Annotated in this window: 25 protein-coding genes; 12 read left to right on the top strand and 13 right to left on the bottom strand. The window is 68.0% G+C overall.

Annotated features, from left to right (window positions below; genetic code table 11):
• Positions 1 to 312 precede the first annotated feature (312 nt).
• Genes fabG through ACSFBF_RS02415 form a run of 10 tightly spaced genes read right to left on the bottom strand, consistent with a single transcriptional unit; the run spans position 313 to position 9,836 of the window.
• On the bottom strand, positions 313 to 1,044 hold the full coding sequence (gene fabG / locus ACSFBF_RS02460) for a 3-oxoacyl-ACP reductase FabG (protein WP_435464755.1): 732 nt from the start codon (positions 1,042 to 1,044) through the stop codon (positions 313 to 315).
• The gene (locus tag ACSFBF_RS02455) at positions 1,041 to 1,523 is read right to left on the bottom strand and encodes a hotdog family protein (protein WP_435464754.1); all 483 of its coding nucleotides are present in this window, start codon (positions 1,521 to 1,523) and stop codon (positions 1,041 to 1,043) included. The genes fabG and ACSFBF_RS02455 overlap by 4 nt, the downstream gene beginning before the upstream one ends.
• Positions 1,520 to 2,281, bottom strand: coding sequence for a class I SAM-dependent methyltransferase (locus ACSFBF_RS02450; RefSeq protein ID WP_435464753.1), 762 nt, complete (start codon positions 2,279 to 2,281; stop codon positions 1,520 to 1,522). The genes ACSFBF_RS02455 and ACSFBF_RS02450 overlap by 4 nt, the downstream gene beginning before the upstream one ends.
• Positions 2,278 to 3,099, bottom strand: coding sequence for a polysaccharide deacetylase family protein (locus ACSFBF_RS02445; protein ID WP_435464752.1), 822 nt, complete (start codon positions 3,097 to 3,099; stop codon positions 2,278 to 2,280). Before ACSFBF_RS02445 ends, ACSFBF_RS02450 begins: the two co-directional genes overlap by 4 nt.
• 19 nt (positions 3,100 to 3,118) lie before the next feature.
• The gene (locus ACSFBF_RS02440; protein ID WP_435464751.1) at positions 3,119 to 5,515 is read right to left on the bottom strand and encodes an MMPL family transporter; all 2,397 of its coding nucleotides are present in this window, start codon (positions 5,513 to 5,515) and stop codon (positions 3,119 to 3,121) included.
• The gene (locus tag ACSFBF_RS02435) at positions 5,512 to 6,159 is read right to left on the bottom strand and encodes a LolA-related protein (protein ID WP_435464750.1); all 648 of its coding nucleotides are present in this window, start codon (positions 6,157 to 6,159) and stop codon (positions 5,512 to 5,514) included. Before ACSFBF_RS02435 ends, ACSFBF_RS02440 begins: the two co-directional genes overlap by 4 nt.
• Positions 6,131 to 7,153: an acyl-CoA synthetase gene (locus tag ACSFBF_RS02430; protein ID WP_435464749.1), complete on the bottom strand. Its 1,023-nt coding sequence runs from the start codon at positions 7,151 to 7,153 to the stop codon at positions 6,131 to 6,133. The genes ACSFBF_RS02435 and ACSFBF_RS02430 overlap by 29 nt, the downstream gene beginning before the upstream one ends.
• A complete protein-coding gene (locus ACSFBF_RS02425) occupies positions 7,153 to 8,859 on the bottom strand; it encodes an AMP-binding protein (protein WP_435464748.1) in 1,707 nt (568 codons plus the stop codon). Before ACSFBF_RS02425 ends, ACSFBF_RS02430 begins: the two co-directional genes overlap by 1 nt.
• A 16-nt stretch (positions 8,860 to 8,875) precedes the next feature.
• Positions 8,876 to 9,520, bottom strand: a complete 645-nt coding sequence (locus tag ACSFBF_RS02420) for a COG4648 family protein (RefSeq protein ID WP_435464747.1) — start codon at positions 9,518 to 9,520, stop codon at positions 8,876 to 8,878.
• A gap of 4 nt (positions 9,521 to 9,524) precedes the next feature.
• Complete coding sequence (locus ACSFBF_RS02415; RefSeq protein WP_093056949.1) at positions 9,525 to 9,836, bottom strand: phosphopantetheine-binding protein; 312 nt, start codon at positions 9,834 to 9,836, stop codon at positions 9,525 to 9,527.
• Positions 9,837 to 10,200: 364 nt separating this feature from the next.
• Between ACSFBF_RS02415 and ACSFBF_RS02410 the strand changes: the two genes are divergently transcribed.
• Positions 10,201 to 11,718: a helicase HerA-like domain-containing protein gene (locus tag ACSFBF_RS02410; protein WP_435464746.1), complete on the top strand. Its 1,518-nt coding sequence runs from the start codon at positions 10,201 to 10,203 to the stop codon at positions 11,716 to 11,718.
• 33 nt (positions 11,719 to 11,751) lie between these two features.
• Positions 11,752 to 12,459 (top strand): Crp/Fnr family transcriptional regulator, encoded by a 708-nt coding sequence (locus tag ACSFBF_RS02405; RefSeq protein ID WP_435464745.1) that lies wholly within the window; start codon positions 11,752 to 11,754, stop codon positions 12,457 to 12,459.
• Between the two features lie 22 nt (positions 12,460 to 12,481).
• Here ACSFBF_RS02405 and ACSFBF_RS02400 read toward each other — a convergent pair whose 3' ends face one another.
• From ACSFBF_RS02400 to ACSFBF_RS02390, 3 genes are all read right to left on the bottom strand, one after another.
• Entirely contained in the window at positions 12,482 to 14,833 is a 2,352-nt protein-coding gene (locus tag ACSFBF_RS02400) for a DUF6351 family protein (RefSeq protein WP_435464744.1), read from the bottom strand.
• A 145-nt stretch (positions 14,834 to 14,978) separates the two neighbouring features.
• Positions 14,979 to 15,620: an NrsF family protein gene (locus ACSFBF_RS02395; RefSeq protein WP_435464743.1), complete on the bottom strand. Its 642-nt coding sequence runs from the start codon at positions 15,618 to 15,620 to the stop codon at positions 14,979 to 14,981.
• Positions 15,617 to 16,207 carry a sigma-70 family RNA polymerase sigma factor gene (locus ACSFBF_RS02390; protein ID WP_435464742.1) on the bottom strand — a complete coding sequence of 197 codons (591 nt, stop codon included), beginning with the start codon at positions 16,205 to 16,207 and terminating at the stop codon, positions 15,617 to 15,619. Before ACSFBF_RS02390 ends, ACSFBF_RS02395 begins: the two co-directional genes overlap by 4 nt.
• A gap of 116 nt (positions 16,208 to 16,323) precedes the next feature.
• Here ACSFBF_RS02390 and ACSFBF_RS02385 point away from each other — a divergent pair, with 116 nt between their 5' ends.
• The 10 genes from ACSFBF_RS02385 to ACSFBF_RS02340 all read left to right on the top strand — a co-directional run bounded on the left by ACSFBF_RS02385 (position 16,324) and on the right by ACSFBF_RS02340 (position 26,374).
• A complete protein-coding gene (locus tag ACSFBF_RS02385) occupies positions 16,324 to 16,746 on the top strand; it encodes a hypothetical protein (RefSeq protein ID WP_435464741.1) in 423 nt (140 codons plus the stop codon).
• 14 nt (positions 16,747 to 16,760) lie between these two features.
• Complete coding sequence (locus ACSFBF_RS02380; protein WP_435464740.1) at positions 16,761 to 17,231, top strand: DUF6152 family protein; 471 nt, start codon at positions 16,761 to 16,763, stop codon at positions 17,229 to 17,231.
• Between the two features lie 110 nt (positions 17,232 to 17,341).
• Positions 17,342 to 18,652, top strand: coding sequence for a GTP cyclohydrolase II (locus ACSFBF_RS02375; RefSeq protein WP_093056954.1), 1,311 nt, complete (start codon positions 17,342 to 17,344; stop codon positions 18,650 to 18,652).
• On the top strand, positions 18,649 to 20,055 hold the full coding sequence (locus ACSFBF_RS02370) for a URC4/urg3 family protein (protein WP_435464739.1): 1,407 nt from the start codon (positions 18,649 to 18,651) through the stop codon (positions 20,053 to 20,055). The genes ACSFBF_RS02375 and ACSFBF_RS02370 overlap by 4 nt, the downstream gene beginning before the upstream one ends.
• A 37-nt stretch (positions 20,056 to 20,092) precedes the next feature.
• Positions 20,093 to 20,722, top strand: coding sequence for a uracil phosphoribosyltransferase (gene upp, locus ACSFBF_RS02365; RefSeq protein ID WP_007837874.1), 630 nt, complete (start codon positions 20,093 to 20,095; stop codon positions 20,720 to 20,722).
• Positions 20,723 to 20,804: 82 nt separating this feature from the next.
• On the top strand, positions 20,805 to 21,806 hold the full coding sequence (locus ACSFBF_RS02360) for a BMP family protein (protein WP_435464738.1): 1,002 nt from the start codon (positions 20,805 to 20,807) through the stop codon (positions 21,804 to 21,806).
• Between the two features lie 8 nt (positions 21,807 to 21,814).
• On the top strand, positions 21,815 to 22,762 hold the full coding sequence (locus ACSFBF_RS02355) for a 5'-methylthioadenosine/S-adenosylhomocysteine nucleosidase (protein WP_435465886.1): 948 nt from the start codon (positions 21,815 to 21,817) through the stop codon (positions 22,760 to 22,762).
• Positions 22,753 to 24,390: an ABC transporter ATP-binding protein gene (locus ACSFBF_RS02350; protein WP_435464737.1), complete on the top strand. Its 1,638-nt coding sequence runs from the start codon at positions 22,753 to 22,755 to the stop codon at positions 24,388 to 24,390. Before ACSFBF_RS02355 ends, ACSFBF_RS02350 begins: the two co-directional genes overlap by 10 nt.
• A complete protein-coding gene (locus ACSFBF_RS02345; RefSeq protein ID WP_435465885.1) occupies positions 24,390 to 25,454 on the top strand; it encodes an ABC transporter permease in 1,065 nt (354 codons plus the stop codon). The genes ACSFBF_RS02350 and ACSFBF_RS02345 overlap by 1 nt, the downstream gene beginning before the upstream one ends.
• The gene (locus ACSFBF_RS02340) at positions 25,451 to 26,374 is read left to right on the top strand and encodes an ABC transporter permease (protein WP_093073941.1); all 924 of its coding nucleotides are present in this window, start codon (positions 25,451 to 25,453) and stop codon (positions 26,372 to 26,374) included. The genes ACSFBF_RS02345 and ACSFBF_RS02340 overlap by 4 nt, the downstream gene beginning before the upstream one ends.
• Positions 26,375 to 26,376 lie beyond the last annotated feature (2 nt).

Raw genomic sequence — 26,376 nt, 5'->3', positions numbered from 1 at the left:
TGCTGAGTCGTTGACGCCGCCCGCCCTCACCTCAACCCTCTCCCAGAGGGAGAGGGAGCAAAGCCGGGAACGGACTCCAAAGGGAGGGGAACAACAACCGCTCTGACTACGGCGGTGGATGCTGTGCCCTTGGGTGGCCGTTGAGGCACCGCCGAGCAGCGCAGTGTCAGGCGGATCAGGGCTCGCAGCTGTTTGAGCGAAGCGAGTTCTGCGAGACCCCGCCTGACGCGAGCAGCGCAGGGAAGCCCGAAGGGCCGGTGACGTCGGCCGCCCAAGGGCACAGCATCCACCGCCGCACCCACGAACGGCAATTCAGATCATCCCGCCATTGATCGAGATCACCTGCCCCGTGATATAGGCCGCCTCGTCGCTGGCCAGGAACGCCGCCAGCGCAGCCACTTCCTGCGGCGTCCCTGCCCGCTTCACCGGCACCATCTGGTTGATGACTGCTTGGTCGAACACCGCATCCGCCATCGGCGACGCAATGATTCCGGGCGCAATCGCATTCACCGTCACGCCACGCGACGCCACTTCGAGCGACAGCGCCTTGGTCGCACTGTTCAGCGCTCCCTTGGCTGCGGCGTAGTTGACCTGCCCCCGGTTGCCCGCAATCGCAGCCACCGACGAGATGTTCAAAATGCGCCCCCACCGCGTGCGCATCATCGGCAGCAGCAAGGGCTGCGTGACGCGGAAGAAGCCGTTGAGCGACACGTCGATCACCTTGTGCCACTGCTCGGCGCGCATGCCCGGCAGCACAGCATCGTCATGCACGCCGGCGTTGTTGACGAGGATCTGGACCGGTCCACTCTCCAGAATGCGCGCGCATGCCGCCGCCGAGGCTTCGTCGCTGCGCAGATCGAACACGTGGCATTCCGCCTTGCCGCCTGCCGCCGTGATCGATGCCGCCAGTTGCTCGACCGCTTCGGGCCGCGAATTGGCATGCAGCAGTACCGTGGCGCCGTCTCGTGCCAGACGTTCGGCCATGGCGGTGCCGAGTGCGCCGCTGGCGCCCGTGATCAGTGCGCGTTTTCCTTCGAGGCTCATGGCGATATCGTGCTTTCTTGTTGTTCTGCGGCGAGCGGCGTGTTCAGGACCACCACGGCACGGCCTTCGGCCAGCATGCGGCCGTCGTCGGCCTTCACCGTGAATTCATAGAGGATCTGGCGGTCGTCGCCCGACAGGCGCCGGGCGCCCACCTGCAAGGCACCAGGCACGTCGTCGAGGCGCGCCACCGCCAGCTTCACGTTGCGCGCGCTCGCCAAGAAACCGGCTGATGGCGTGCTGCCCTCGGCGGCCAGCAAGCCGCCGTGCAGCGCCATGGCCTGCGCCGCGTATTCGATCGCGTTCGGTGCGAGCAGGCCGCCTTCAGTGCGCAGCGGGTTGTCCGATTGCGCATGGGTCGTGGTGCTGCAGTGGATCGCGTCGGCGTCCCAACTTTCGAGCCGCTCCAGCAGGCACATGCTGCCGCTGTGCGGAATGCGCCGGGCAATGCCCGCGCGGTCGAGCGTCTGCGGCGCAGTCAAGCTGCGGTCTCCAGGTCGGCCACCAGCAGCACGTTGGCGAAGGGCGTGCCTTCGCTCATCGGAATGCTCTGCACGCGGAAGCCCAGGCGCTGCAGCAGCAGCGTCCATTCGGCCAGCGGACGGCCCCAGGTCGGCGAGACCTTGTGGCCGCGGATGCGCGTCACCGTGCGGTCGACCCACTGGCTGATTGCAAAGCCACGACGGCTCGATGCATCGCCCACGCGCAACAGCAGCCGTGCGTGCGGATTGCCGCCACGGTGCAGCGCATCGCGCACGCGCTGGAGCACGCCTTCCTGCGCTTCGAGGTTCACGTAGTGCAGCACGTCGAGGATCACGACGAGGTCGCAGTCCGGCAAGGCGGCCGAGCACATGTCGGCGCAGACGAGCCTTGGCGTGGGCTGCAGATGACCGATAGAGGCCTCGGCCCGCGCCACGTCCTTCGGCATCAGCTCGATGCCGGTGTAGTCAGCGCTGTGCGGTGTGGCGAGCCACGACGACGGCCAGCGGCCCTGCTTCTGCATCGCACTCATCGATGCCAGCAGGCTCGCGAACAGGCCCTGCCCGCAACCGATGTCGACCACGCGGCGGTGCGGCGCACCGAACAGCCCGCGCTCGAGCAGCCCGCGAAACACCGGGTCGCGCCCCAGCTTGCCGCGCGCGAAGTGCCAGGCGAAGCTGCCGCCCTTCTTGTAGGGGATGGTCGCGGCTTCGTGCAGCTCGCGCCATGCGCTATCGGTCGACAACATCACGGCGCTCATGACGTCAGCCCTTCAGGCAGGGTTACAGAGCGCAATCCATCAGCGCGCAGGCGTTCGAGCAACAAGGGCAATACCTCCAGCAAAACAGGTTGTCCCGCGACGGTGCGCGCGGCATTGCCGTCGTGCAGCAACAGGATGTCGCGCGCCTGCAGGTTGCGGCTCAGGCGCGCCATCACCTTGGCGGCGTCGCCTTCGCGCGTGTCGAAGCCGCGCCGCGTCCAGCTCACGAGCGAAAGGCCGAGGCGGTGCAGCACGGGTTCGAGAAACGGGTTGCGCAGGCCGGCCGGCGCGCGGAAACAGGTCGGGCGCTGGCCGGTGACGTCGCTCAGGATGTCCTGTGCCCGCGCGATCTCGGCGGCGAAACCGCGTGGGCCGAGAAAGGAAAAGTTGTGCTGATGCCGTGCCGTGTGGTTCTGGATGCTGTGGCCGCGCGCCACGATCTCGCGCGCCAACTCAGGGTGCGCCAGCACGCGCTCGGCGATACAGAAGAAGGTGGCGCGCTGGCCGTGCGCATCGAGCAGGTCGAGCACGCGCGGCGTTACCTGGGGCTCCGGCCCGTCGTCGATGGTGATCGCCACTTCGCGCCGCGCCGCGGCCGCTTCGGGCAGCCGCGTGACGTTGGGGCCCAGCAGGCTGCTGCGCGGCGTCAGGCCCGCACCGGTGATCAGCGCATGGTTCAGCACGATCGCGCCGATGGCCCATGGCAATGCACCCGGCACCAGCACGCCCGCGCCGATGGCAGCGACGTGCCACGCCGCGCTGGCGCGGATGGCAGGCGGCCAGGGCCAGGATTCGGTGGGTGCGGGAGCGGTAGACATGAGGCCGGATTTTCCCCCGTCAGCCGCGCGAAGCCTTCGAAGGCCCCACGCTGCGTGCGAATGCTGCCGACAGCAACAGCGCCAGCAGCGCCCCCGGCGCAACCACGCGGCCGATGGACGACAGCGCCGGAATGTCCGAAATCGCGATCAGCCCGAAAGACACCACTGTCGTCAGGTTGGCCAGCATCAGCGATGCCAGCGTGTCCTCATCGGCCCGCCCGGTGGTGCGCAGCTGGTCGAAGAACAGCGCGTAGTTGGACCCCACCGCCACGATCAGCAGCAGTCCCACCAGGTGCAGGATGCCCAGCGCCGCCTGCAGCACCGCCATGCCGCCGAGCGTGAGCACCACCGCGAACAGCAGCGGCTGGCACACGGCCAGCAGCCGGCGCCATGAACGCAGATAGATGCCGAGCAGCACCACCACCGCCAGCGCGCCGAGCAGCACCTGTACGAAAGCCTCGTGCAGGTAACGCTGGTACAGGCTCGCGAGTTCGCGGCCGACATCGACCACCTGCACTTCAGGCAGGCCGGCCAGTGCCGCTTCGAGACGGCCCTGGTCGAACTTCGCGCCGGGATGCAGCACCACCAGCGTGCCCCAGCCGCCGCCCGGGCGCTGATACATCAGCGTGTTCAGGACCGAGCCGAGCGGCCCGGCGGCCAGTTCGGCGCGCTGCACCGTTGGCAGCTTGCGCGCAGCCTCGATGTCGGCCAGGAACGGCCCGAGCCTCGAAGCCGGTAGCGGCATGCCTTTGGTTGCTTCGGCCAGGTTCGCGCGCAGCGTTTCGGCGTCCGGCAGGGCTGCGATGCGCGCCGTCTGCACCTCCACGCTGGGCAGCACGCGCGTGACCGTTTCGTAGCCGACGAGTTCGCCTTGATCCACCAGCGCATCGAGCCGCTGCGCCGCCGCCTCGGTGTTGCGCAGCGCAGCCTGTTCGTCGTCGCCATAGGCAACCACCAGCACGCCGCCGTCGCTAGCGCCGATGTCGTTGCGCAGCATCTCGTCCAGTTGCTGGGCTGCCTTCGGCACCGGGCTCATCGCGCCCAGGTCGGCACGCCACAGATGGCCACCCTGCCACAGCACCAATGCCAGCGCGGCCACGCCCAGCGCGACCAGCGGCCAGCGCAGGCGTGGCAGGCCGCGCACCAGTGCGCCGGCCATCTGCGCCATGTACTTGCGCATGCCCATGCCGGTGGCGCCGTCGGGCGCCAGCATCGGCAGCACATAGCGCGTGGCCAGCGCGGCCGCAACGAGGCCCGCGATGGAGAACACACCCAGTTGCGCGAGCCCCGGAAAACCCGAGAACACCAGCGCCGCGAAGCCGCACACCGAGGTCAGCAGCCCGAGCCGCACGGTCGGCCAGTTCAGGTCGCGCCAACGCTGCCAGCCGGTGCCGGCCACAGCGGCGCCACGCGCCTGAATGAGGTAGTAGATGGCGTAGTCGACCGTCTCCCCGATCAGTGTGCTGCCGAAGCCCAGCGTGAGGCCGTGCACCGAGCCGAACACGAGGCTCACGCTCGCGGTGCCGATCACCACGCCCGTGGCCACGGGCAGGAAGGCGATCACCAAGGCACGCGGCGAGGCGAAAGCCAGCAACAGCAGCCCGCCCATCACGATGCCGCCCACCACCGCGAGGTGGATCGCTTCGGTCTTGATCTTGTCGCGGCTCATCACCGAGAACACGGGCGGACCGCTCAGCAGCAGCTTGGGCGCCGTCGCGCCCATGTCGCGCGTCGCGGCTGCGTAGGCGGCATGCACGCGCGCTATGGCGATGGCCTGCGCGTCGAGATCGCTGCCGGCTGCGCGCGTGGTGGCGATCATCAGCGCGCGCGGCGCGGTGCGCGACATCCACACGCCGTCCTCGCTGCGCGGCGCGCTGGCGGGCACAAGCTCCATGGCAATGCGCTGCGTCTCCCCGGTCGGGTCGCGGTCGAGAAAAGGCTTGATCACGTTGCCAGCAGGCGTGCCCAGCATCGACAGCGTTTCGTTGATCGCGTCGCGCAAGCCCTCGGCAGTGAACTGCCCAGGCGTGACGCCGGGCGACAGCTGGTAGCGGTGCTGGAGCACCCAGTTTCCCGCCTCGCTCCAATCGCCGACGTCGCCGTTCTGGATCAGGTCGAAGAGCTTGCTTTCGCGCATGTCCTTTGCCACTGCACGCGACACTGCGGCGCGCTGCTCGGGGCTGCCGCCCTCGATGCCGAGCATCAGCGTGCGCGAGGCAACGCCGCTTTGCAGCTGCTCGATCAGCACGCGCTGGCGCACATCCGGGCTCTTGGGCAGGAAGGCCGAGAGGTCGGCACCGATCTGCGTGCGCGCGATGACCACGGCGCCGCAAAGCAGCACAAGGAGCCACGCCAGCAGCACAGTCGCTCTGCGCCGCCAGCCCGGCGGGCCGCCCGCCTGCTGCTGTGGCGTCACGGCGTGGTGCGTCCGGTGGCGCCGGACGGAGCCGCGTTGGCCGGCGCGGCTGCAGTCGCGCCCGGCGTGATGTTCATGGTCGAGCGGTCACCGCCGACGAACTCCATATCGAGCCCCAGCACGTCGCTCGCGCGGCCGCTGATGCGGATGCTGCGCACCTGCGCGGCCAGCCGGCTGTCCATCGGCACGAGGTCAAGCGTCCACTTGGCGGCGGAGCCCGACACGGTGCTGCGGAAATAGCGCTGCAGCGTGGCGCCGTCGCCGGTCAACGTGCCGCGCATGGCTTCGACCAGGCCTAGCAGCTCGGGCATGCTGTCGAGCGCCAGCGTGCGGTTGCGGCCACCGCGCGACAGCGTCAGCGTGTTGCCCTCGACCGCCATGGTCTCGACGCGCGGCGACAGCGTGCGGCGCACCAGCTTGTCGGGCGCGTCGAAGCTCAGCGTGCCGCTGGCGTCGAGCGGGCCTTCCAGGCCGTGCACGAAGCGCTGTTCGGTGAAGCGGGCCTCCCCGCTCTTCTGCTTGGCCAGCAGCGTCATCAGTTCGGGCAGGTCGAACGCCGCCCAGGCCGGCACGGCGCAGAAGGCCAGTGCGAGCACGCATGCCCTGCAAAGCCAGTCAAGCCGCATCTTCGAGCCAGAAATCATGGAAATTGAACCAGTTGTAGGGGTACGCGCGGCACAGCGCTTCGAGGCGTGCCACATAGGCTTCGACGGCCGCGCGAATGCGCGCTTCGCGCTCCGCGGGGCTGCAAACCGGCTCGCCGAAGTCGGCCAGCGGGTCGAACCGCACATCGTAGCGGGCACCGCCGCCGTAGAGCCCTGCCATGAAGTACACCTTGCGGCGCAGCAGGGCCGCAAGGCGGAAGGGACCATCGTTGAAGACCGCGGGCTGCCCGAGAAACGGCAGCACGATGTTGTTGCCGCGCTGATGCGCGGGCTGGTCTTCGCAGCCCGGCAGCGTGCGGTCGGCCAGCATGCCGCCCAGGCCGCCGCCGTCGAGCCAGTCGCGCAGGTCGAGCATCGAATGCGGCCGGCCCAGCGCGATGACGTGGGGCCGCAGTTCGGGCACGGCAATGGTGTTGAGGATGGCCGTGATGCGCTGCGCGTTGTCCGGATACATCAGCATCGCCAGGCGCAGGTTGTGCTGGTGCGTCTGCTGCTTGCAGGCGCCCAGCACCTCGAAACTGCCGATGTGGGCGCCGAGCAGAAAGGCGCCCCGCCCCCGTGCGATCTCGGCGTCGATTGGTGCATTGCCCTCGATGCCGACCTTGAACAGGTCCAGGCGCCCGCGCAGAAAGTACACGCGGTCGAGCACCGTCGAGGCGAAGGCATGCAGCAGGCGGAAGCCGTCGACCCAGCCCGCCTGCGGGCCGATGGCCCGGAACAGGTAGCGCTTGATATGCCGGCGCTGCGCTGGCGCGAACAGCAGGAAGTACAGAGCAATCGGCGGCAGCAGCAGGCGCGTGACGTGGCGTCCGCACACCAGCGCCATGAAAACGATGAACCGTAGCGCGAGCATGTTGCTGCGCTCGGGCGCACGGGCCCAGTCGCCGCTTTCGCCGCGCTCGCCTTTCGGTGCCGCCTGTCCTGCCCGGGTTGCCTCTTTCACGGCGCGCGCCTCGACATCGGTGTGCTTCATCACGCGGACTCTTGCACGGCTGTCCAGCGGCCGGTGACAGCCACCACGCCGTCGCAACGCACGTCGAAACGCACGCCGCGACCGGGCCCGGCCTCCGGATGCAGCTCGATGGACAGCGCGGCGCCAGGCCGCACGGGCGCCAGGAACTTGGCCGCGGCCAGCGTGGGATTGGCGCCCAGCCGCGCCGTCAGCGCCGGCACGCGCCGGATGGCTTCCATGACCTCGGCCAGCACCAGCGCGCCCGGCAGCAACGGCTGGCCGGGGAAATGCCCTGCAAACACAGGATGGTCGGCCGGCACCGCGTGAGCCATCTGCACCGGCGTGTCGTCTTCCGCGAGCTGCGCCAGCGCGAATTCGCGCAGCGCCCGCACGGTGAGCTTGCCCGTGCCCTCGCGCGGGAAGGCCTTGACCTGCACCACGCGGCGCGGCACGAACACGGGTTCGAGCCGCTGCCGCAGCGCCGCGATGATGTCGCCCGCCGACAGCGTGGGCGCGACCACGAAGGCCACCGGCCGCACGACGCCGTCGGCCACCTCGTCGGGCAGCCAGAAGGCGCCGTCGTCCACGCCGGGAATGCTGTTGAGATGAAAGTTCAGGTGCGCCAGCGAACTGCGCCGGCCCGCCACGTGAATCAGGTCGTTGGCCCGGCCGAACAGGCGAAAGCGGCGCTCGTCCAGCAGTTCGAGCACGTCGGCCATCGGCGTGGGCTCGGGGATGAAGTCGCCGCTGAAGATGAAGCGCTCGGGGCCGCCGTCCGCCGAGGGCTCGGCATGCACGCGGATTTCACCGAAGGTCTCCCAGATCTCGTTGTCGGTGGTGCGGCGCGTGGCGACCTGGCCCGACTCGGTGCTGCCGTAGATTTCGAGCAGCACGCCGCCCATCGCCTGCTCGGCCTGCTGCGCGAGCTGCGGCGACAGCGGCGCGGTGGCCGAAAGAATCAGGTCGACCGGCGGCAGCGCGATACCCGAGAGCAGCAGTGTCTTGAGGTGGAACGGCGTGGTCACCAGCGCGCGGGGCCGCGGCACCGAGGCCAGCGTCTTCGCCACGTCCGCCGGGAAGAAGGGCCGGCCGCTTTCGAAGGCCGCGCCGCCCAGCATTGCCAGCAGCACCGACGACTCCAGCCCGTAGCTGTGCTGCACAGGCACGGTCGCGACCAGCGTCAGGCCTTCCAGCGTGGGACGCTCGAGCACGCGGCACAGCCGCTTCACGGCCACCGCCACGTCGCCCACCAGCGTGCCCCAGGTCTTGGCGTGCGGCTGCGGCACGCCGGTCGAGCCGGAGGTCAGCAGGCTGGCTGCGTGCATGGCCGCGTCGATCTGCGGCACGGAGCCCTCAGAGCTCGCGCGGTTTTGGCTGTTCTCGACCAGCACGCGCTGCATGCCGGGCGTTTGCTGCTTCAGATCGTCAGTGAGCGCAAAAAGACGCGGGCCACCGGATTCGAGCAAGCGCGCGAGCGTGTCGGGCCGTGCATCGGGCGGCAGCAGGCTCGCATGGCCGCGCACCAGCGCCGCGCCCAGGCTCACGGCAAAGGCATAGCGGTCGACGCAGAGATTGACGGCGGAGCCCTCGCCCGGAAGCTCGGGCGCGAAGCGGGCCACGTCGGCCAGGAACTGCCGCGTGCTCACGGGTGCGCCGGCGCGCCAGGCCAGGATGGAATCTGGGTCTCGGTCGGTGAGCAGTGGAAGGAAGCGGGTATCTGTCGTCACGCGGGCGGCGCCTGTGTCATTGGCCGCCGGGGCTGGTGTCCACCGACGATGTGCCATAGAACGCGCGCACCGCATCCACGAGGCGCGTGCGTTCGAATTCGGGATGCAGCCGGTAGCGCACAAAGTGCTCGCCCACGAAGAGCAGCGTCACCATCACGGGCGACAGCACATTGGCGAACAGCGACCAGTCGGAGAACGGCCGTGTCAGGTAGATGAGGATCGACGCCAGCACCGTCAGCGCGAAGAAGCCGGTCCAGATGCGCGTGAGCTGCGTGGTGTAGGACAGCATGTGTCCCTTGAGCGGGTGCACCCGCTGCGCGAACTGCGTGATCAGCGGCAGGCCCTTGCCGCGCAGCGTGGAGCCGAACCAGCCGCACAGCGCGGCGTTGATGGCCACGTGCTGCAGCACATACAAGCGATTGGGATCGCCCGCCTCACCGAGGAAGACGAGCGAGAAGCCGCCAACGCCCAGAACGGCCACAGTGGCAAGGCCCCAGCGACCGAACCAGCTGGCGGCAAGGCCCATGGCAGCGAGCCAGAGCGGCCCGAGCAACACCACGACCGCCCACGGTTCCGTGGCATGGAACAGCGTCATCCAGTGGGACAGGCCGGCATACGCCACGCCTGCCACCAGAAGGAGTGCTATTCGCCATCGCGACATGGGATCAGGAAGCCACGCGATGCTGGGCGACGTGGGTCGCGAGCGTACGCAGCGACTGGAAAATCTGCTGGTTGCGTTCATCGTCCGAACGCAGTTGGAAGCCATAGCGGCGCGAGACTTCGAGCGCCACTTCGAGGATGTCGATCGAGTCGAGTCCCAGGCCTTCGCCATAGAGCGGGTCGGTCGGCACGATGTCCTCGGGGGCCACTTCGAGGTTCAGCGCGTTCACGAGCAGCACGGCCAGCTCTTTTTCGATCGGCGACTGTTCGGAGGCATCGCCAGTGGCGGGAATGGGGGGCTGAGCAGTCGATGACAAAAAAACCTCCTAAAACTTTTTCCTGAACTACCGTGCGGGCCGTGGATTATAGGAGTGCGGCTTGGGGCCTGTTCACCCTGTGCAAGGGGGTCGCGTTGCTTTGCAAAGGGGCTGGCTGCAAGGCGCCCGTGCGCAGCAAGGCGTCCGCCTTGCAAGCGCGGGCAACGCCGCAGACGGCCCCTTTGCAAAGCAACCCAGAGGGAAGCTCGCCACAACCCGCCCCTCGGCGTTGCGCTCCTTGTGCGTGCGGACGCACGCGCAGCGTCGCGCGCCTTGATGGGCGGGTTGTGGCGAGCTTCGCGACCCCCTTGCACAGGGTGTACAGGCCCTAGACTACCCGCTTCGATACGACCCGGAGCGCCCCATGGCCGACCCACTTCTGATCGCACGGCACGACACCATCGAGTGCAGTCTTCTCCCCAGCCTAGCCAACCGCCATGGCCTGATCACCGGCGCCACCGGCACCGGCAAGACAGTCACCCTGCAGACCATCGCCGAAAAGCTCTCCGCCATCGGCGTGCCGGTGTTCATGGCCGACGTCAAGGGCGACCTGACCGGTATCAGTCAAAAGGGTGCCATCGGCGGCAAACTGGCGGCCACCCTCAAGGAACGCGGCATCGAGGTGCCCGAGCCCTCCGCCTGCTCCGTCACGGTGTGGGACGTGTTCGGCGAACAGGGCCACCCGGTGCGCGCCACCGTCTCCGACATGGGCCCCCTGCTGCTGGGCCGCATGCTCGACGTGAACGAAACACAGGCCGGCGTGCTGAACCTGGTGTTCAAGATCGCCGACGACAACGGCCTGCTGCTGCTCGACCTGAAAGACCTGCGCGCCATGCTGCAGTACGTGGGCGAAAACAGCAGCCAGTTCACCACCCAGTACGGCAACATCAGCGCCGCCAGCGTGGGCGCCATCCAGCGCGGCCTGTTGCAGATCGAAACCCAGGGCGGCGACAAGTTCTTCGGCGAGCCGATGCTGAACATCGCCGACTTCATGCAGACCGTGGGCGGCAAGGGGGTCGTCAACATCCTCGCGGCCGACAAGCTCATGAACTCGCCGCGCCTGTACGCCACCTTCCTGCTGTGGATGCTGTCGGAGCTGTTCGAGCAGTTGCCCGAAATCGGCGACCCCGAACAGCCCAAGCTGGCCTTCTTCTTCGACGAGGCCCACCTGCTGTTCAACGAAGCGCCCAAGGCGCTGGTGGAACGCATCGAGCTGGTGGTGCGGCTGGTGCGCTCCAAGGGCGTGGGCGTGTATTTCGTTACGCAGAACCCGCTGGACATTCCTGATTCCGTGCTGGCCCAACTGGGCAACCGCGTGCAGCACGCGCTGCGCGCCTTCACCCCGCGCGACCAGAAGGCCGTGAAGGCGGCCGCCAGCACCATGCGCCAGAAGCCGGGCCTGGACATCGAGACGGCCATCACCGAACTCGCGGTCGGCGAGGCGCTGGTGAGCTTCCTCGACGAAAAGGGCCGCCCGAGCGTGACCGAGCGCGTCTTCGTGCTGCCGCCCGGCAGCCAGCTCGGCCCCATCACGCCCGACCAGCGCAAGGCACTGATCGCCGGCTCGCTGGTCGCTGGCGTCTACGAGAAGACGGTGGACCGCGAATCGGCCTACGAAAAGCTCAAGGGCCGCGCCGACAGCGCACCCGACGCACCTACCGCGACAGTGCCCGGCGGCAAGGATGCAGCGGCATCGTCGGGTTCCGGCATGGGCGGCGTGCTCAACGACATGCTCTTCGGCACCACCGGCCCGCGCGGCGCAAAGCACGACGGGCTGGTGCAGACCATGGCCAAGTCGGCGGTGCGCACCATGGGTACGTCTGTTGGCAAGGAGATCCTGCGCGGCGTGCTCGGCGGGATCTTCGGATCGAAGAAGCGCTAGGCCGACGGCAACCGGCCGCATACGGGGACCTGCATGTCCACCAGCAAGCTGCCGGACAAGGAGGTCTTCGAATTCTGGGAACGCTGCATCTGGCCGCGCGTGCTGACCCAGGGCGAGCGCGACGTGGTCTACAAGGCGCTCTACACGCGCGAGCACGGCCCGGGTGAATTCGTCTGCCAGCGCAATGAAATTGCCGACAGCTGGATCGGCGTGATCCGGGGTTTCCTCCGCGTGCAGGACACCTCGGCCGACGGCAAGCCGGTGATGTTCACCGGCGTGGCCACCGGCGGCTGGATTGGCGAGGGCTCGCTGCTGAAGGTCGAGCAGCGCAAGTACGAGATTGCCGCGACCCGTCCCACCACCACGCTGCACCTGCCGCGCGACACCTTCGCGTGGCTGCTGGACCGCAGCGTCCCCTTCAACCACTTCATGCTGTCGCACCTGAACGAGCGGCTGAGCCAGTTCATCGCGACCGTGATGTTCGACCGGCTGCTGGAGCCCACCGCCCGCGTGGCGCGCGGCATTGCGAGCCTCTTCCATCCGGTGCTCTATCCGAACACCGACGCCACGCTGCAGATCAGCCAGGAAGAAATCGGCTGGATGGTCGGCGTGTCGCGCCAGCGAGTGAACATGGCGCTGCACGAACTCGAAGCAGCCCAGCTCATCAAGACGGGCTACGGCTACATCAACGTGCTCGACAGGCAGCGCTTGTCGAGGTATCCGGCAAGCCAGCCCGGCTAGCCGAATACGGCGGCGCCACCGCTCAGAACGCCACGGAGGCCGGTGCGGCCGGCATGTCCTGCCCGCCGGGGCCGTTGCGGAAGGTGGTCGGCGTCCACGGCACCTGCCCCACACCCGGCTTGCTCCAGTCGCACACGCCTTCGGGGAAGGTTGCCTGCAGGCGAACCTGCTGGCCGCCCGTGAAGCCGATGCCGGCGTAGTCGGCCGATGCGAAGTCGATCGGCTTCAGCTGGCACTTGAACACGTCTTCCGACAGCGGGCCGCCGGACACGATGCGCACCGACTCGTACGGCTTCACCGGGCAGGCGACGCTCGTGAAGCCGATGTCCACCAGCTCGGCATTGGTCGTGCCCGCGGTCGCGAGGCAGAGGTCGACCGCGTCGGAGGGCTTGTTCTTCACGACCTTGGCCTCCTTTGCGCTTTGCGATTTGTCGGTCTCGATGGCGCTCAGCCAGCGGTCCATCATCAGGAAGGCCTGCCTGGTCAGCGCGATGCCCGTGCCGGCCGCGCTCGCCAGGACCACGTGGTTGTCGTGCCCGCCGTTGCCCGCATCCAGGCGCGCGCGCTGCTCGAAGGTGCGCCACGCCATGTGGATGTCGGCGCCGAGCTCGGGCCGTAGGTCGATGATCGGCACCTTCGCAAGGTTCTTCGCGTAGCTGACCAGGCCGCTGCGGTAGAGCGCGGTCATCGCGCTCGGCTGCGCCCGGGCGCGTGCCGCGGGCGTGACGGCCTTGTCGCCCGACCAGATCATGTCGGCGTCCCAGCTGCCGACGCCTTCGTTGAGCGCGACGAACTCTTCCGGCGTGATGGCGCCGGAGCGCAAGGCCTTCAGCCCGTACTGCACGCCGGTGTTGTCGTACGGCAGGTTGGGCACGGTGCGGCCGTTGAGGTCAGCGGTGCCGAGTATCGAAGTCATCACGTCGTGGATCGTGCAGCGCACGCCGTCTGGCCGCAGCACCGGGTCGTACACGAGCGCGGCCGGGAAGCCCGGTCCGCAGTTGGTGGCCAGCACCGGGTTCTGCGGTGCCAGGAAAGAATAGACCCAGCTGGTGCAGTAGTCAGCCGTCGGATGGCCCTCGATCGCTGCCCTCGCTGCGGGCGACAGGCCGGCGCCCGGGCCGGTGCCGTAGTAGCGCCAGAGGTTGCCGCAGTCGCGCGTCTCGATCCAGGTCGTCACGGCATCGGGGTAGCTGTAGCCTGTCTGCAGGCCGTCGAGCAGGCCCGGCATCACCGAGGCCGGCACGGTCTGCATCATCGAGCCGCCCGAGCCGCCGTCGGACATGGTGAAGCGGATCTCGCCGTAGGTGTCGACGATGTGTTCCTTGACCATCATGATGTTCTCGGTCGCCAGGAACTCGTTGTTGTTGTCGTTGTGGTTGGTCAGCTGCGAATTGACCGTCATGTAGCCGGCCCGCAGCGCGTTGTCGTCGAAGAGCGCGGTGCCCGGGTTCTGCTGGAAGCGGTTGCCCGAGGCCGAAGCTCCCATCTTCCAGAGCACCTTGCCGTTCCAGCCCTTCTGTGGCTCCCATGGCGTCCAGGGCTTGGCCGGGTCGAAGTACACCGCCACCTGGTATTCGCTGCGGCCCATCGTGCCGAGCTCCACCCGCAGCAGAGCCTTCACGGTGTCGCCGCGGTCGGTGGTGAAGTTCGCGATGTCGGCATCCGCCGGGCGCTTGGCCGGGTCGTACTGCACGAAGCAGGCGTAGGGGCCGAACGGCTGCTGGCCGCAGTCGGTGCCCTCCTTGGCCTTGGGCTGGTAGTAGTAGGTGTAGACGATGGGCGCGTTGCAATCGGCGTCGACGGGGTCGGCGTCGAGCCCGCTCACCTGCGTCGTCGCGGTGGCCGAGAGGCCGGTTCCGGACACAGTCACCGTTGCAACCGTGCCGGCCTTCGTTGCGCAGACCCAGGGCTGGATCGGCGTTCCCGCGAAGATGTTGCCGCCGCGGCCGAAGTTTTCGATGGCCAGCTTCGCGCCCGTCCTGGTCGACTTGAGCGTGGCGGTGAGCGTGTTGCTGCCCACGCGAAGCCCGGTGACCGTGCCGAGCACGCGGCCGTTGGCGCGCAGGGCAAACGCCGAGGACACGTCCTTGCCGTCGAGGTCCACTGCGAGGTCCAGCGCGCTCTTGCCCTCCGGCAGCACGATCTCGACGTAGGCATCGCCGTCGCTGATCATGTCGGCGCGGCTCGACAGCGTGCGAATCTTCAGTTCGCCGACCACCTGCGCTGGCGGCCCGCCAGGTGGATTGGTCGTGGGCGGCGCGTTGCCCGATGGCAGGAAGCCGCTGCCGCCTCCCCCGTCGCCGCCGCAGTTGATGAGGGAAGCCAATACACACAGGCCCAGGATCCTGAGCCCTGCTCGATAGATGTCTCGCATCGTGTCTCCTTCGTTATTTGAAGAAAAAGGCGACGCGATTCCACTACTTTCGTTTTCCGCGGACTGTTATCCGAACGACATTTCAGGTCCGACTAGGGTTTGTCCCACGGCGGGGACATCGGGTTTCTTATCGATCGAGGAGGGTTTACCAGCGCAGCAGGCGTGGCCCGAGTACGGCACCAACCAGCACCGGCACAGCAATCCCGCTCACGTACCAGACCGCGAGAAACGGCGCGGTCAACTCCATGCAGTGCAGCGCATAGACCGCCGCGCCGATGCCCCCTGCGAGCGCCCCTGCCGCAGCCCCGGCCAGCGCCGGCCGCGTGGGCGCCATCCCCTTGAGCGCCACCATCGTGGCCGCGAAAACCGGCAGCGCCATCAGCCCGATGCTCAGCGCGCAGATGCGCCACGACTGCCCCATCAGCGAAGGCATGCGTTCCTCGACCGGAACGGTGAACCAGGCGATCACCGCCAACACCCACACCCCGAGCACCGGCAGCACCGCGCCCACCCAGGTGCGCCGCGGCTCGACGCCCGGCCGCGCAAGTCGCTCCACGGCCACGAAGCCAGCCGCTGCGATGCACAAGGGGAACAGCACCTTGACCCAGAACATCGGCCAGAACATGGCCTGCACGATGTCGCGCCGCATGCCGTATTCGCCGAACAGGATCAAGAACGAGAACGGCAGGCCCAGCAGCACCGCCAGCCAGATGCGCCGGCTGGCGCGACGGCGCGGCACGGCCACATCGCCATTGGCCAGCATCGCGACCAGATCGTCGGTCTTCATGCCGCACCTCCCCAGCTGTTCCCGAACCGGGCGGCCAGCGCCTTGAGCCCCCGGTGAATGCCGACCTTCACCGCCGACTCCGACATGCCCGTCAGGCTCGCGGTCTCGGCAACGGACAGACCTTCGATCTTCACGTGCACGATCGGCAAGCGCTGGCGCTCGGGCAGGGTTTCGAGCAGGCCGCCGAGGTCGCGCTTCGCATCGCTGGCCTCTTCGGCCGATTCGGCGAACACGGCGAGATCGTCGTCCAGCGGGTCGTGCAGGTCTTCGCGGACCGACTTGGCGCGCAGCAGGTCGATCATCTTGTAGCGCGCAATCGCATGCACCCAGGCCGTCAGCGGCTGGTCGCTCTGGTAGGTGTGGCGCTGGTTGTGCATGGCGAGCAGGCATTCCTGGACGAGGTCTTCCACTTCATCGGGCCAGCCAAAGAGACGCTTGCCCAGAAAGGCGCGCAGGTGCGCGCTGAGTCGCTGCAGGAAGTCGCGGTAGGCCTTCGCGTCGCCGTCTAGGCCGCGAAGGAACAGGCTGCGCAGCGCCGCTTCCGCGTCGCTCTGGTTCGTCCTGCTGCCTACGGTGTTTCGTTCCATCGGGCTGGCTGGTTACAGCCTTGTCGAAAAAAGTTCCGGTGGATTGTGCCGCGAGCGGCCGATCGCCATGGGCTAAGCTCGCCCCGACCCTGTGGAACCCCGTGGAAGGAGTGCCCATGTTCAGCGGACTCGTCTCGCACCCCTGGGCCTATCCGGCGCTGGAGGTTGTGCACATCGTCGGCATTGCGATGCTGTTCGGCGGCCTGCTGGTGTTCGAGTTGCGCGCGTTCGGACTGGGCCGCGACCTGCCGGCACCAGTGCTCGCCCGCCTCACGCTGACGCCCGCGCTGGCCGGCTTCGGGTTGTGCGCTGCCACCGGCCTCACGATGTTCGCGGGCCAACCCGGCGAGCTGCTGGCCAATCCAGCCTTCAGGCTGAAGCTGCTGCTGATCGCGCTGGCGGGTGTCAACGCGCTGCTCTTCCATCTGCTCGGCGGCACTGCCACGCTGGAGGGCCGGCGCGGGCGGCTGCAATGCCTTCTGTCCTTGGGGTTTTGGCTCGCTGTCATCATCTGCGGTCGCTGGATCGCTTACGCCTGAACAAGGAGCCTGAAATGACGATGCAAAGACGCGCCTTCATTGCCAGTTCGCTCGCCCTGAGCCTGCCGGCCTGGGCCCATCACGGATGGAGCAGCTTCGACCAGGATCGGCCACTGTACCTCGAGGGCCGCGCCACCAAGGTCATGTGGCGCAACCCGCACGGCGAGCTGGAGCTCGAGCTACCCGAGAAGCTGGCGTTGCCGCCCGACCTGAAGCAGCGCGCGCTGCCAAAACAAAGCGCCGACGTGGACGGCACCGCCCTGCTCGCCAAGGCGCAGTTGCCCACTCGCAGCGACCGCAAGTGGCTGATCGAACTCGCGCCGCTCACGCGCCTGCAGGCGTGGAACGTGGAAGAGATCAAGCCCGGCACGCAGGTGGCCGTGCTGGGCTTCACTCATGCCGGCGAAAAGGGCGATGCGGTGTTGCGCGCCGAATACCTGTTCGTCGGCGGCAAGGCCTACGGCCTGCGTTCGTCGCCAGCCTGACGCGGAACCCTCGGAAGGTGCCTGCGGCATTGGCCGCGCCTCACATGCGGTACGCGCCCGCTTGCAAGCCATGCGGGTGATCGGTACATTGCATTTTTTGAGGGCTACCAATGTCTGCAGACAGCACAACGATCCCTTCCACCCCGGGCGGTGTCACGCCCCTCCCCCCACTCCATCCCTCGTCGTCGACCGGCCACATCCGGCTGACTTCACACGCCGGCGGCTTCGGTGCGCTGCCCATTCACTGGGGCGCGGCCACGGCAACTGAGCGCGGGCCGGTGGTCGGCACCACCACCAAGCGGGCGCATCGCAACGTGATCGGCACGCACAGCGGCTCGTACAGCGTGTACCGCGCGCTGGCAGTGGCGGCCGGGGCACTCAAGCGCGAGCACAAGGCCGACCTGACCAACACCGCGCCCACCGACGTGATCGGGCCCTACCCGCAGTGGAGCGAGCCGGGGCGCATCGTGTCGCTGGACCCGTGGGGCGCGCTGGTGGCGGATGTGTTCTCCACCGAGCTGGCGGCGGGCTACGACATCCGCCCGACCATCGCGATCACCAAGGCGCATGTGATCCTGCCGGAAGTCATCGAAGCGCTGCAGAGCGGCCGCCTCAAGGCCGACGGCCATTTCCTCACCACCGGCGGTGCCGCGATGGTGACCAAGGCCGCCATCGAACCCGTGTGGTACCTGCCCGAGGTGGCGCGCCGCTTCGGCTGCTCCGAAACCGACCTGCGCCGCACGCTCTTCGAGGAAACCGGCGGCATGTACCCCGAGCTGGTCACGCGCTCCGACCTCGAAGTGTTCCTGCCGCCCATCGGCGGGCAAACGCTCTACATCTTCGGCAACCCGCGCGACCTGGCCAACCCCGAGGTCGAGCTCACCGCGCGCATTCACGACGAGTGCAATGGCTCGGACGTGTTCGGCTCCGACATCTGCACCTGCCGGCCCTACCTCACGCACGCCATCGAGGAGTGCATTCAGGGCGCGCAACGCGGCGGCGTGGGCCTCATCGCCTACTCGCGCAAGGAAGGCCGTGCGCTCGGCGAAGTCACCAAGTTCCTGGTCTACAACGCGCGCAAGCGCCAGGTGGGCGGCGACACGGCCGACCAGTATTTCGCGCGCACCGAGTGCGTGGCCGGCGTGCAGGACATGCGCTTCCAGGAGCTGATGCCCGACGTCTTCCACTGGCTCGGCATCAAGAAGATCCATCGGCTCGTGTCGATGAGCAACATGAAGTTCGACGCGATCACCGGCTCGGGCATTGAGATCGGCGAGCGCGTGAACATTCCCGATGCGCTGATTCCGGCCGACGCCCGCGTCGAGATGGACGCCAAGATGGCCGCCGGCTATTTCACGCCCGGCCCGGTGCCGGACGCAGAGGAACTGAAGAAGGCCAAGGGCCGGGGATTGAGCGAATGAGCAACCGCAACAGCGACGACAAGAACATGCCCGTCGACGGCTCCGGCAGCCTGCCGCCGGGCGGCGCGGGCAAGGTCGATCCGTCCATCGAATTCACCGCCGACACCGCGCACCCGGCCGGCGCGGCCAGTCTGCTGCGCACTACCGCAGCCATTCGCCAGCGCGCGGGTGCCCTGCTGGCGCGCGCGCGCCGGGGCGAATCGCAGTGGTTCCGCATCGGCGGCGACAACATGCTCGAAGACGCGGCGCGCACTGTCGCCGAGGTCACGCGCGAGCGCTATCCGTGGGACACCATCCCGTACCACAGCCGCTGGCGCCATTTCGAGGCCGGCGGCGTCAATCGCCTCGAAGAACTCGACGCACTGCTCGGCGAATGCGACGCCCGCCAGCGCGCCCGCGCCCAGATCGACCTGGTGCTGGTGAGCGTGCTGCTCGACGCTGGTGCCGGCCCCGACTGGCACTACATCGAATCGGCCTCCGGCGAGCGCTTCACGCGTTCCGAAGGGTTGGGCGTGGCGAGCTATCACGCGTTCATGAGCGGGCTTTTCTCGTCCGACCCAAACCATCCCTACCAGGCCGATGCGGCCGGCCTGCGCGGCCTGGTCACCGACCGGCTCGGCGACGCCTTCCAGGTCAGCGAGGTGAATCCGCTGGTTGGCCTCGCGGGCCGCACCACGCTGCTGCGCCGGCTCGGCGAGGCCATGAGCGAGCAGCCCGAGACCTTCGGCGACGACGGCCGGCCCGGTGGCCTGTTCGACGCGCTGGTCGGACCCTACGGCCCGGCCGCGCCGCCCACTGCGGAGATCACCGCGCACCAGATCCTCTCGCTGCTGCTCGAAACGCTGTCGCGCATCTGGCCCTCGGCCAATGCCGTCGACAGCATCGCGGCCGACGGCAGCGACAGCACGGGCGGCATCGGCTCGGGCGACCCGGCGCTGGCGCTGGGCGACTGCTGGCGCCACAGCGCAGTGCGCGGCCCCGGCCTCACCAACGGCTGGATGCCGTTTCACAAGCTCTCGCAGTGGCTCACGTATTCGCTGCTCGAACCCTTCGAATGGGCCGGCGTGAAGGTGCGCCACCTCGACGCGCTCACCGCCCTGCCCGAGTACCGCAACGGCGGGCTGCTGATCGACAGCGGCGTGATCGTGCCGAAGGACCCGGCCTTTCTCACCCGTCGCTGGAAGGCGAGTGACGAATTCATCGTCGAATGGCGCGCGCTCACCGTGGCGCTGCTCGACGAAGTGGCGCCGCGCGTGCGCAAGGTGCTCGACCGCACCGAGGAAGAGCTGCCGCTGGCCTGCGTGCTCGAAGGCGGCACCTGGGCCGCGGGCCGCGCGTTGGCACAACGCTTGCGTGACGGTGCTCCGCCTCTGCTGATCGAGAGCGACGGCACCGTCTTTTAGACTCCCGGGTTCAGCAGCAACGATAGAAAAAATTCCAATGAGCAACGTCCACCTCGTCAACCACCCCCTCGTCCAGCACAAGCTCACGCTGATGCGCCGCAAGGATGCGTCCACCAACAGCTTTCGCCGGCTCCTCAACGAAATCAGCATGCTGATGGCCTATGAGGTCACGCGCGACATGCCGATGCAGGACATCGAGGTCGAAACCCCGCTGGAGACCATGCAGGCCAAGGTCATCGACGGCAAGAAGCTGGTGCTGGTGTCCATCCTGCGTGCCGGCACCGGCATCCTCGACGGCATGCTGACCGTGGTGCCCGGCGCCCGCGTCGGCCACATCGGCCTGTACCGCGACCCGAAGACACTGACGGCCGTCGAGTACTACTTCAAGATGCCCGGCGAGATGGAGAACCGCGACGTGATCGTGGTCGACCCGATGCTGGCCACCGGCAACTCGGCCGTGGCCGCGGTGGAGCGCCTGAAGGAACTCAACCCCAAGTCGATCAAGTTCGTCTGCCTGCTGACCTGCCCTGAAGGCGTGGCGACGATGCAGAAGGCCCATCCGGACGTGCCGATCTATACCGCCGCGATCGACCGCGAGCTCAATAGCCACGGCTACATCCTGCCGGGCCTCGGCGACGCAGGCGACCGCATCTTTGGCACCAAGTAAAGCCCCGGCGTCCGATTAGCCGGCTGCCGCGCTGCCCTTCGTGCAGCGACAAGAAGATTTCCATACCTCGAGGAGAAGCACCGTGACAGCACGCCGCCAGTTGATCATCCGTTCCGTCGCCATTGCCGCAGCACTTGCGGCCGGCGCACCCGGCCTTGCGCTCGCGCAGGCCAAGCTGAAGGTGGCGGCGGTGTACACCGTGCCCTTCGAGCAGCAATGGGTCGGCCGCATCCACAAGGCGCTGAAGGCTGCCGAGGCTCGCGGCGAGATCGAATACAAGGCCACCGAGAACGTCAGCAACGCCGACTACGAACGCGTGATGCGCGAGTACGCCACCGCCGGCAACCAGCTGATCCTGGGCGAGGTGTTCGGCGTGGAAGCGGCGGCGCGCAAGGTCGCGAAAGACTTTCCGAAGGTGGCCTTCCTGATGGGCTCGTCGCTCAAGCCGCAAGCGCCCAACTTCAGCGTGTTCGACAACTTCATCCAGGAGCCGGCCTACCTCAGCGGCATGGTGGCCGGCGGTATGACGAAGAGCAATCGCATCGGCATGGTCGGCGGCTTCCCGATTCCCGAGGTCAACCGGCTGATGAACGCGTTCATGGCCGGCGCGAAGGAAACGAACCCGAAGGTCGAGTTCAGCGTGAGCTTCATCAACAGCTGGTTCGATCCGCCGAAGGCCAAGGAAGCGGCCTTCGCCATGATCGACAAGGGCGCGGACGTGATGTACGCCGAACGCTTCGGTGTCTCTGACGCGGCCAAGGAAAAGGGCAAGCTCGCTATCGGCAACGTGATCGACACGCAGAGCCAGTATCCCGACACGGTGGTGGCGTCGGCCCTGTGGAACTTCGAGCCTGCAGCCGACCGCGCGATCAAGCTCGTGAAGGAAGGCAAGTTCGCGGCCGAAGACTACGGCGCGTACGCGCAGATGAAGCACAAGGGCTCCGAGCTGGCGCCGCTGGGCACCTTCGAGAAGAAGGTGCCGGCGGACATCGTCACCAAGGTGAAGGCCAGGCAGGCTGACATCCTCTCGGGTAAGTTCACCGTGAAGGTGGACGACGCGCAACCCAAGTCCACCGCCAAGTGAGCGCGCCGATGAAGATCCGCTGGAGTTCCTTTCTCGCGGCCGGCGTGCTGGCCCTCGGCCTGTCGGGCTGCGTCGGCGTCTACAAGGGCACCGGCGTCAGCATCAACAGCAGCACGCGCCTGGACGACACCCCGCGCATTGCGGTGCTCTCGGCCTTCGAGCCCGAACTGAAGCTGCTGCTGACGCGCCTGCAAGGCCCGGCGAAGCACAGCGTGAACGGCGTGGAGTTCACCACCGGCACGCTCGAAGGCAAGCCCGTGGTGCTGTTCCTGTCGGGCATCAGCATGACGAACGCGACGATGAACACGCAGCTCGTGCTCAACCGCTTTCGCATCACGAACATCGTGTTCAGCGGCATCGCGGGTGGCGTGAATCCGTCGCTGCATGTCGGCGACGTCACGGTGCCGGCGCAATGGGGCCAGTACCTCGAAGTGCTGATGGCGCGCGAAACCGCGCCGGGCAAGTACGCCGCACCGCCCTTCATCACCGACGCCACGCTGCCCAACTTCGGCATGATGTTCCCGCGCCCGGTCGAGGTGCGCTCGGCGGCGCGTCCGGAGATCCAGCGCAAGTTCTGGTTCGAGGCCGATCCGAAGATGCTCGAGGTGGCGCGCAGCATTCGCAATGTCGACCTGGCCAACTGCAGCGCCGGCAAGTGCCTGCCGCGCAAGCCCCAGCTGGTGGTTGGCGGCAACGGTGTCTCGGGCCAGGCCTTCATGGACAACAAGGCCTACCGCGAATACACCTACAAGACCTTCCAGGCCAACGTGCTCGACATGGAAACCGCAGCCGTGGGCATGGTCGCCTACAGCAACAGCGTGCCCTACATCGCCTTCCGCTCGCTCAGCGACCTTGCGGGCGGCGGTGACGGCGAGAACGAAATGGGCACCTTCATGGGCATCGCGGCGGACAACTCCGCCAAGGTCATGCTGGCTTTCCTGGCTGCATGGAAGTGACCCCGCCTTTCCTCCCTCCCTCGGAGGGAGGAAGCGACACCACCGTCCTGCGCCTCCAGGGCATCACCAAGCGCTTCGGCAGCCTCGTCGCCAACGACGCCATTTCCCTCGACTTGCAGGCCGGCGAAGTGCTCGCGCTGCTCGGCGAGAACGGCGCGGGCAAGTCGACGCTGATGTCGATCCTGTTCGGCCACTATGTCGCAGATGAAGGCGGCATCGAGGTCTTCGGCGCGCCGCTGCCGCCGGGCAACCCCAAGGCCGCGCTCGCTGCCGGCGTGGGCATGGTGCACCAGCATTTCACGCTGGCCGACAACCTCAGCGTGCTCGACAACGTGATGATGGGCACCGAGCCGCTGTGGCGCCCGATGTCGCGCCGCGCAGCTGCGCGCGCCCGGCTGCTCGATGTGGCTCAACGCTTCGGCCTGCCGGTGCAGCCCGACGCTCAAATCGGCAGCCTGTCGGTCGGCGAACGCCAGCGCGTGGAAATTCTCAAGGCGCTGTATCGCGGCGCGCGCATCCTGATCCTCGATGAGCCGACCGCCGTGCTGACGCCGCAGGAAAGCGAGGCACTGTTCTCCACGCTCGCGCAGATGGTGGCGCAGGGGCTGTCGGTGATCTTCATCAGCCACAAGCTCGGCGAGGTGCTGCGCGTGTCGCACCGCATCGCCGTGCTGCGCGGCGGCAAGCTGGTGGCCGAGGCGCGCACGGCCGACACCACGCAAGCGCAGCTTGCGCTGTGGATGGTCGGGCATGCGGTCGAGGCGCCGCAGCGGCGGCCGGCCAAGTCGGTCGGCGATGCCATCTGCGTGCTCGACCACGTGAGCACCGCATCGGACAAGAACGGTGGGCAAGACCGGCTGCGCGAGGTGTCGCTGACTCTGCGCGCCGGCGAGATCACCGCCATTGCCGGCGTCTCCGGCAACGGGCAGGTGGCGCTGGCCGAGCTGCTGTGTGGCACGCGCCGCGCCACTGCCGGCACCGCTCAGCTGATGGGCCGAGCCTTGCCGCCCTCGCCCGCCCGCCTGGTGCAGCGCGGCGTTGCGCGCATTCCGGAAGACCGCCATGCCGTTGGCGTGGTGGGCGATCTGCCGGTATGGGAGAACGCCGTGTCGGAGCGCCTGCGCAGCCCGGTGTTTTCGCGCTGGTCGTGGATCGTGAAGCGCGCGGCCGCCCGCCTGCATGCACGGCGCATCGAAAAAGCATTCGACGTGCGCGGCGCCGGGCTGATGGCGCCGGCCCGTTCGCTCTCCGGCGGGAACATGCAGAAACTGATTCTGGGGCGCGCCCTGCTGGCGCCCGAGCAGCCCGACGCGGCCAAGGGCGACGACAACAAGAAATACCCGAACCGCGCGCCGCGCCTGATCGTCGCGCACCAGCCGACCTGGGGCCTCGACATCGGCGCCGTGGCCTATGTGCAGCAGCAGCTCATCGCCGCGCGCGATGCCGGCGCGGCCGTGCTGGTGATTTCCGACGATCTCGACGAAGTGCTTGCGCTCGGCGACCGCGTGGCCGTGATGCACGGCGGCCATCTGGGCGAAGCCCGCCCGGCCGCGGCCTGGACGCGCGAAGCCATCGGGCTGGCCATGGCCGGCGCGACGGCGCCCCATTCCAAGGGAGTCGCATCATGATGCGACTCGAACGGCGCCACGAGACCTCGCGCACGGCGCTGGTGCTTGCGCCCATCGGCGCGGTCGTCTTCACCATGGCAGTCAGCGCACTGCTGGTGCTGTGGGCCGGCGCGCCGGTCGGCCGCACCTACGCGCTGCTGCTGCAGGGCGGCTTCGGCTCGGTGTTCGCGTGGAGCGAAACGCTGACGCGCGCGATCCCGCTGATCCTCACCGGGCTGGCCGCAACTGTCGCTTTCAAGGCACGGCTCTTCAACATCGGCGCCGAGGGCCAGCTCTACGCTGGCGCGTTGGCCGCCGTCGCCGTGGGTGGCATGCATGGCGGCACGGGCTTCGAGCTGTCGCCGTGGGTGCTGTTCCCGCTGATGATGCTTGCCGCCGCCGTGGCGGGTGCGCTGATGCTGCTGGGCCCGGCGCTGATGAAGAACAAGCTCGGCGTGGACGAGGTCGTCACCACGCTGCTGATCAACTTCATCGTGCTGCTGGGCGTGTCGGCGCTGCTCGACGGGCCGATGAAAGACCCGAGCGCCATGGGCTGGCCGCAGAGCGTGTCGCTCCAGCCTGACCTCGAACTCGGCAAGCTCATCGCACAGACGCGCGTGCACACCGGGCTGCTGTGGGCCGTGTCGCTCGCGGTGATGGTGTGGGCGGTCTTCAAATACACGGTGCTGGGCTTCGACATCCGCGCCGTGGGTGCGAATGCGCGCGCCGCGGCCTTCGCGGGCGTGCCGGTGACGCGCACCGTGGTGATGGTTGCGCTGCTCTCGGGCGCGCTGGCGGGGCTGGCGGGCGCCATCGAGGTGGCGGGCCGCACGAGCTACGTCACGCTCGACATGTCGCCAGGCTACGGCTACACGGGCATCGTGATTGCGATGCTGGCGGGGCTGCATCCGCTGGGCGTGATTGCGGCCGCCGTGTTCGTTGCGGGTGTGCTGGTCGGCGCCGACACCATGAGCCGCGCGGTCGGCGTGCCGACGTACATCGCGGACGTGATCGTCGCCGCATCGCTGATCGCGGTGCTGGTGGCGACGCTGCTGACGCAATACCGGGTGCGGATGAAGAAATGACGGACTTCCTCGACATCCTCGCCAACCCCGCCTTCTGGGTCGCGGTGCTGCGCATCGCCACGCCGCTGATTCTCGGCACGCTCGGCGTGCTGCTGTGCGAGCGCGCGGGCGTGCTCAACCTGGGCATCGAAGGAATCATGGTCGCGGGCGCCTTCACCGGCTGGCTCGCGGTGTATGCGGGTGCGCCGTTGTGGGTGGGCGTGGGCGTGGCCGCGCTCACGGGCATGGTGTTCGGCCTGCTGCATGCCTTTCTTACCGTCGGGCTTGCGCTGTCGCAACATGTGTCGGGGCTGGGCATCACGCTGCTGGCGACCGCGCTGAGCTACTTCGGCTACCGCGTGAGCTTTCCGAAAGTGAACACGCCGCCGACCATCACGCCGTTCGCGCCGATGGACTGGCTGCCGGTGCCGATCCTGAATGCGCAGACCGCGCTCACGCTGTTCGCTCTGCTGCTGGTGCCCGTCGTCGGCTGGGTGCTGTACCGCACGCCGCTCGGCCTTGCGCTGCGCATGGTCGGCGAGAACCCGCAGGCGGCAGAGAGCCAGGGCGTTTCGGTCGCGGCAACGCGCACCGGAGCCATCGTCGCAGGCTCGGCGCTGATGGGCGTGGCGGGCTCGTTCCTTACGTTGTCGGCCTTCAACGCCTTCTTCTTCAACATGGTGAACGGCCGCGGCTGGATCTGCGTGGCGCTGGTGGTGTTCGCTTCGTGGCGGCCGGGCAAGGCGCTGATCGGCGCGCTGCTGTTCGCATTCTTCGATGCGCTGCAGCTGCGGCTGCAACAATCGGGCGATGCCGTGCTGCCCTACCAGCTGTACCTGATGCTGCCCTACCTGCTGTCGATCCTGGCGTTGGTGCTGGTGGCGCGCAAGGCGAGCTATCCGCAGGCATTGATGAAACCGTATCGCAAAGGGGAACGTTGACG

Source organism: Variovorax nivicola (genome assembly GCF_051216475.1).
Classification (GTDB): domain Bacteria; phylum Pseudomonadota; class Gammaproteobacteria; order Burkholderiales; family Burkholderiaceae_C; genus Variovorax.
The sequence above is the reverse complement of the archived record's forward strand: the minus strand, read 5'-3'. Positions and strand labels throughout refer to the sequence as shown.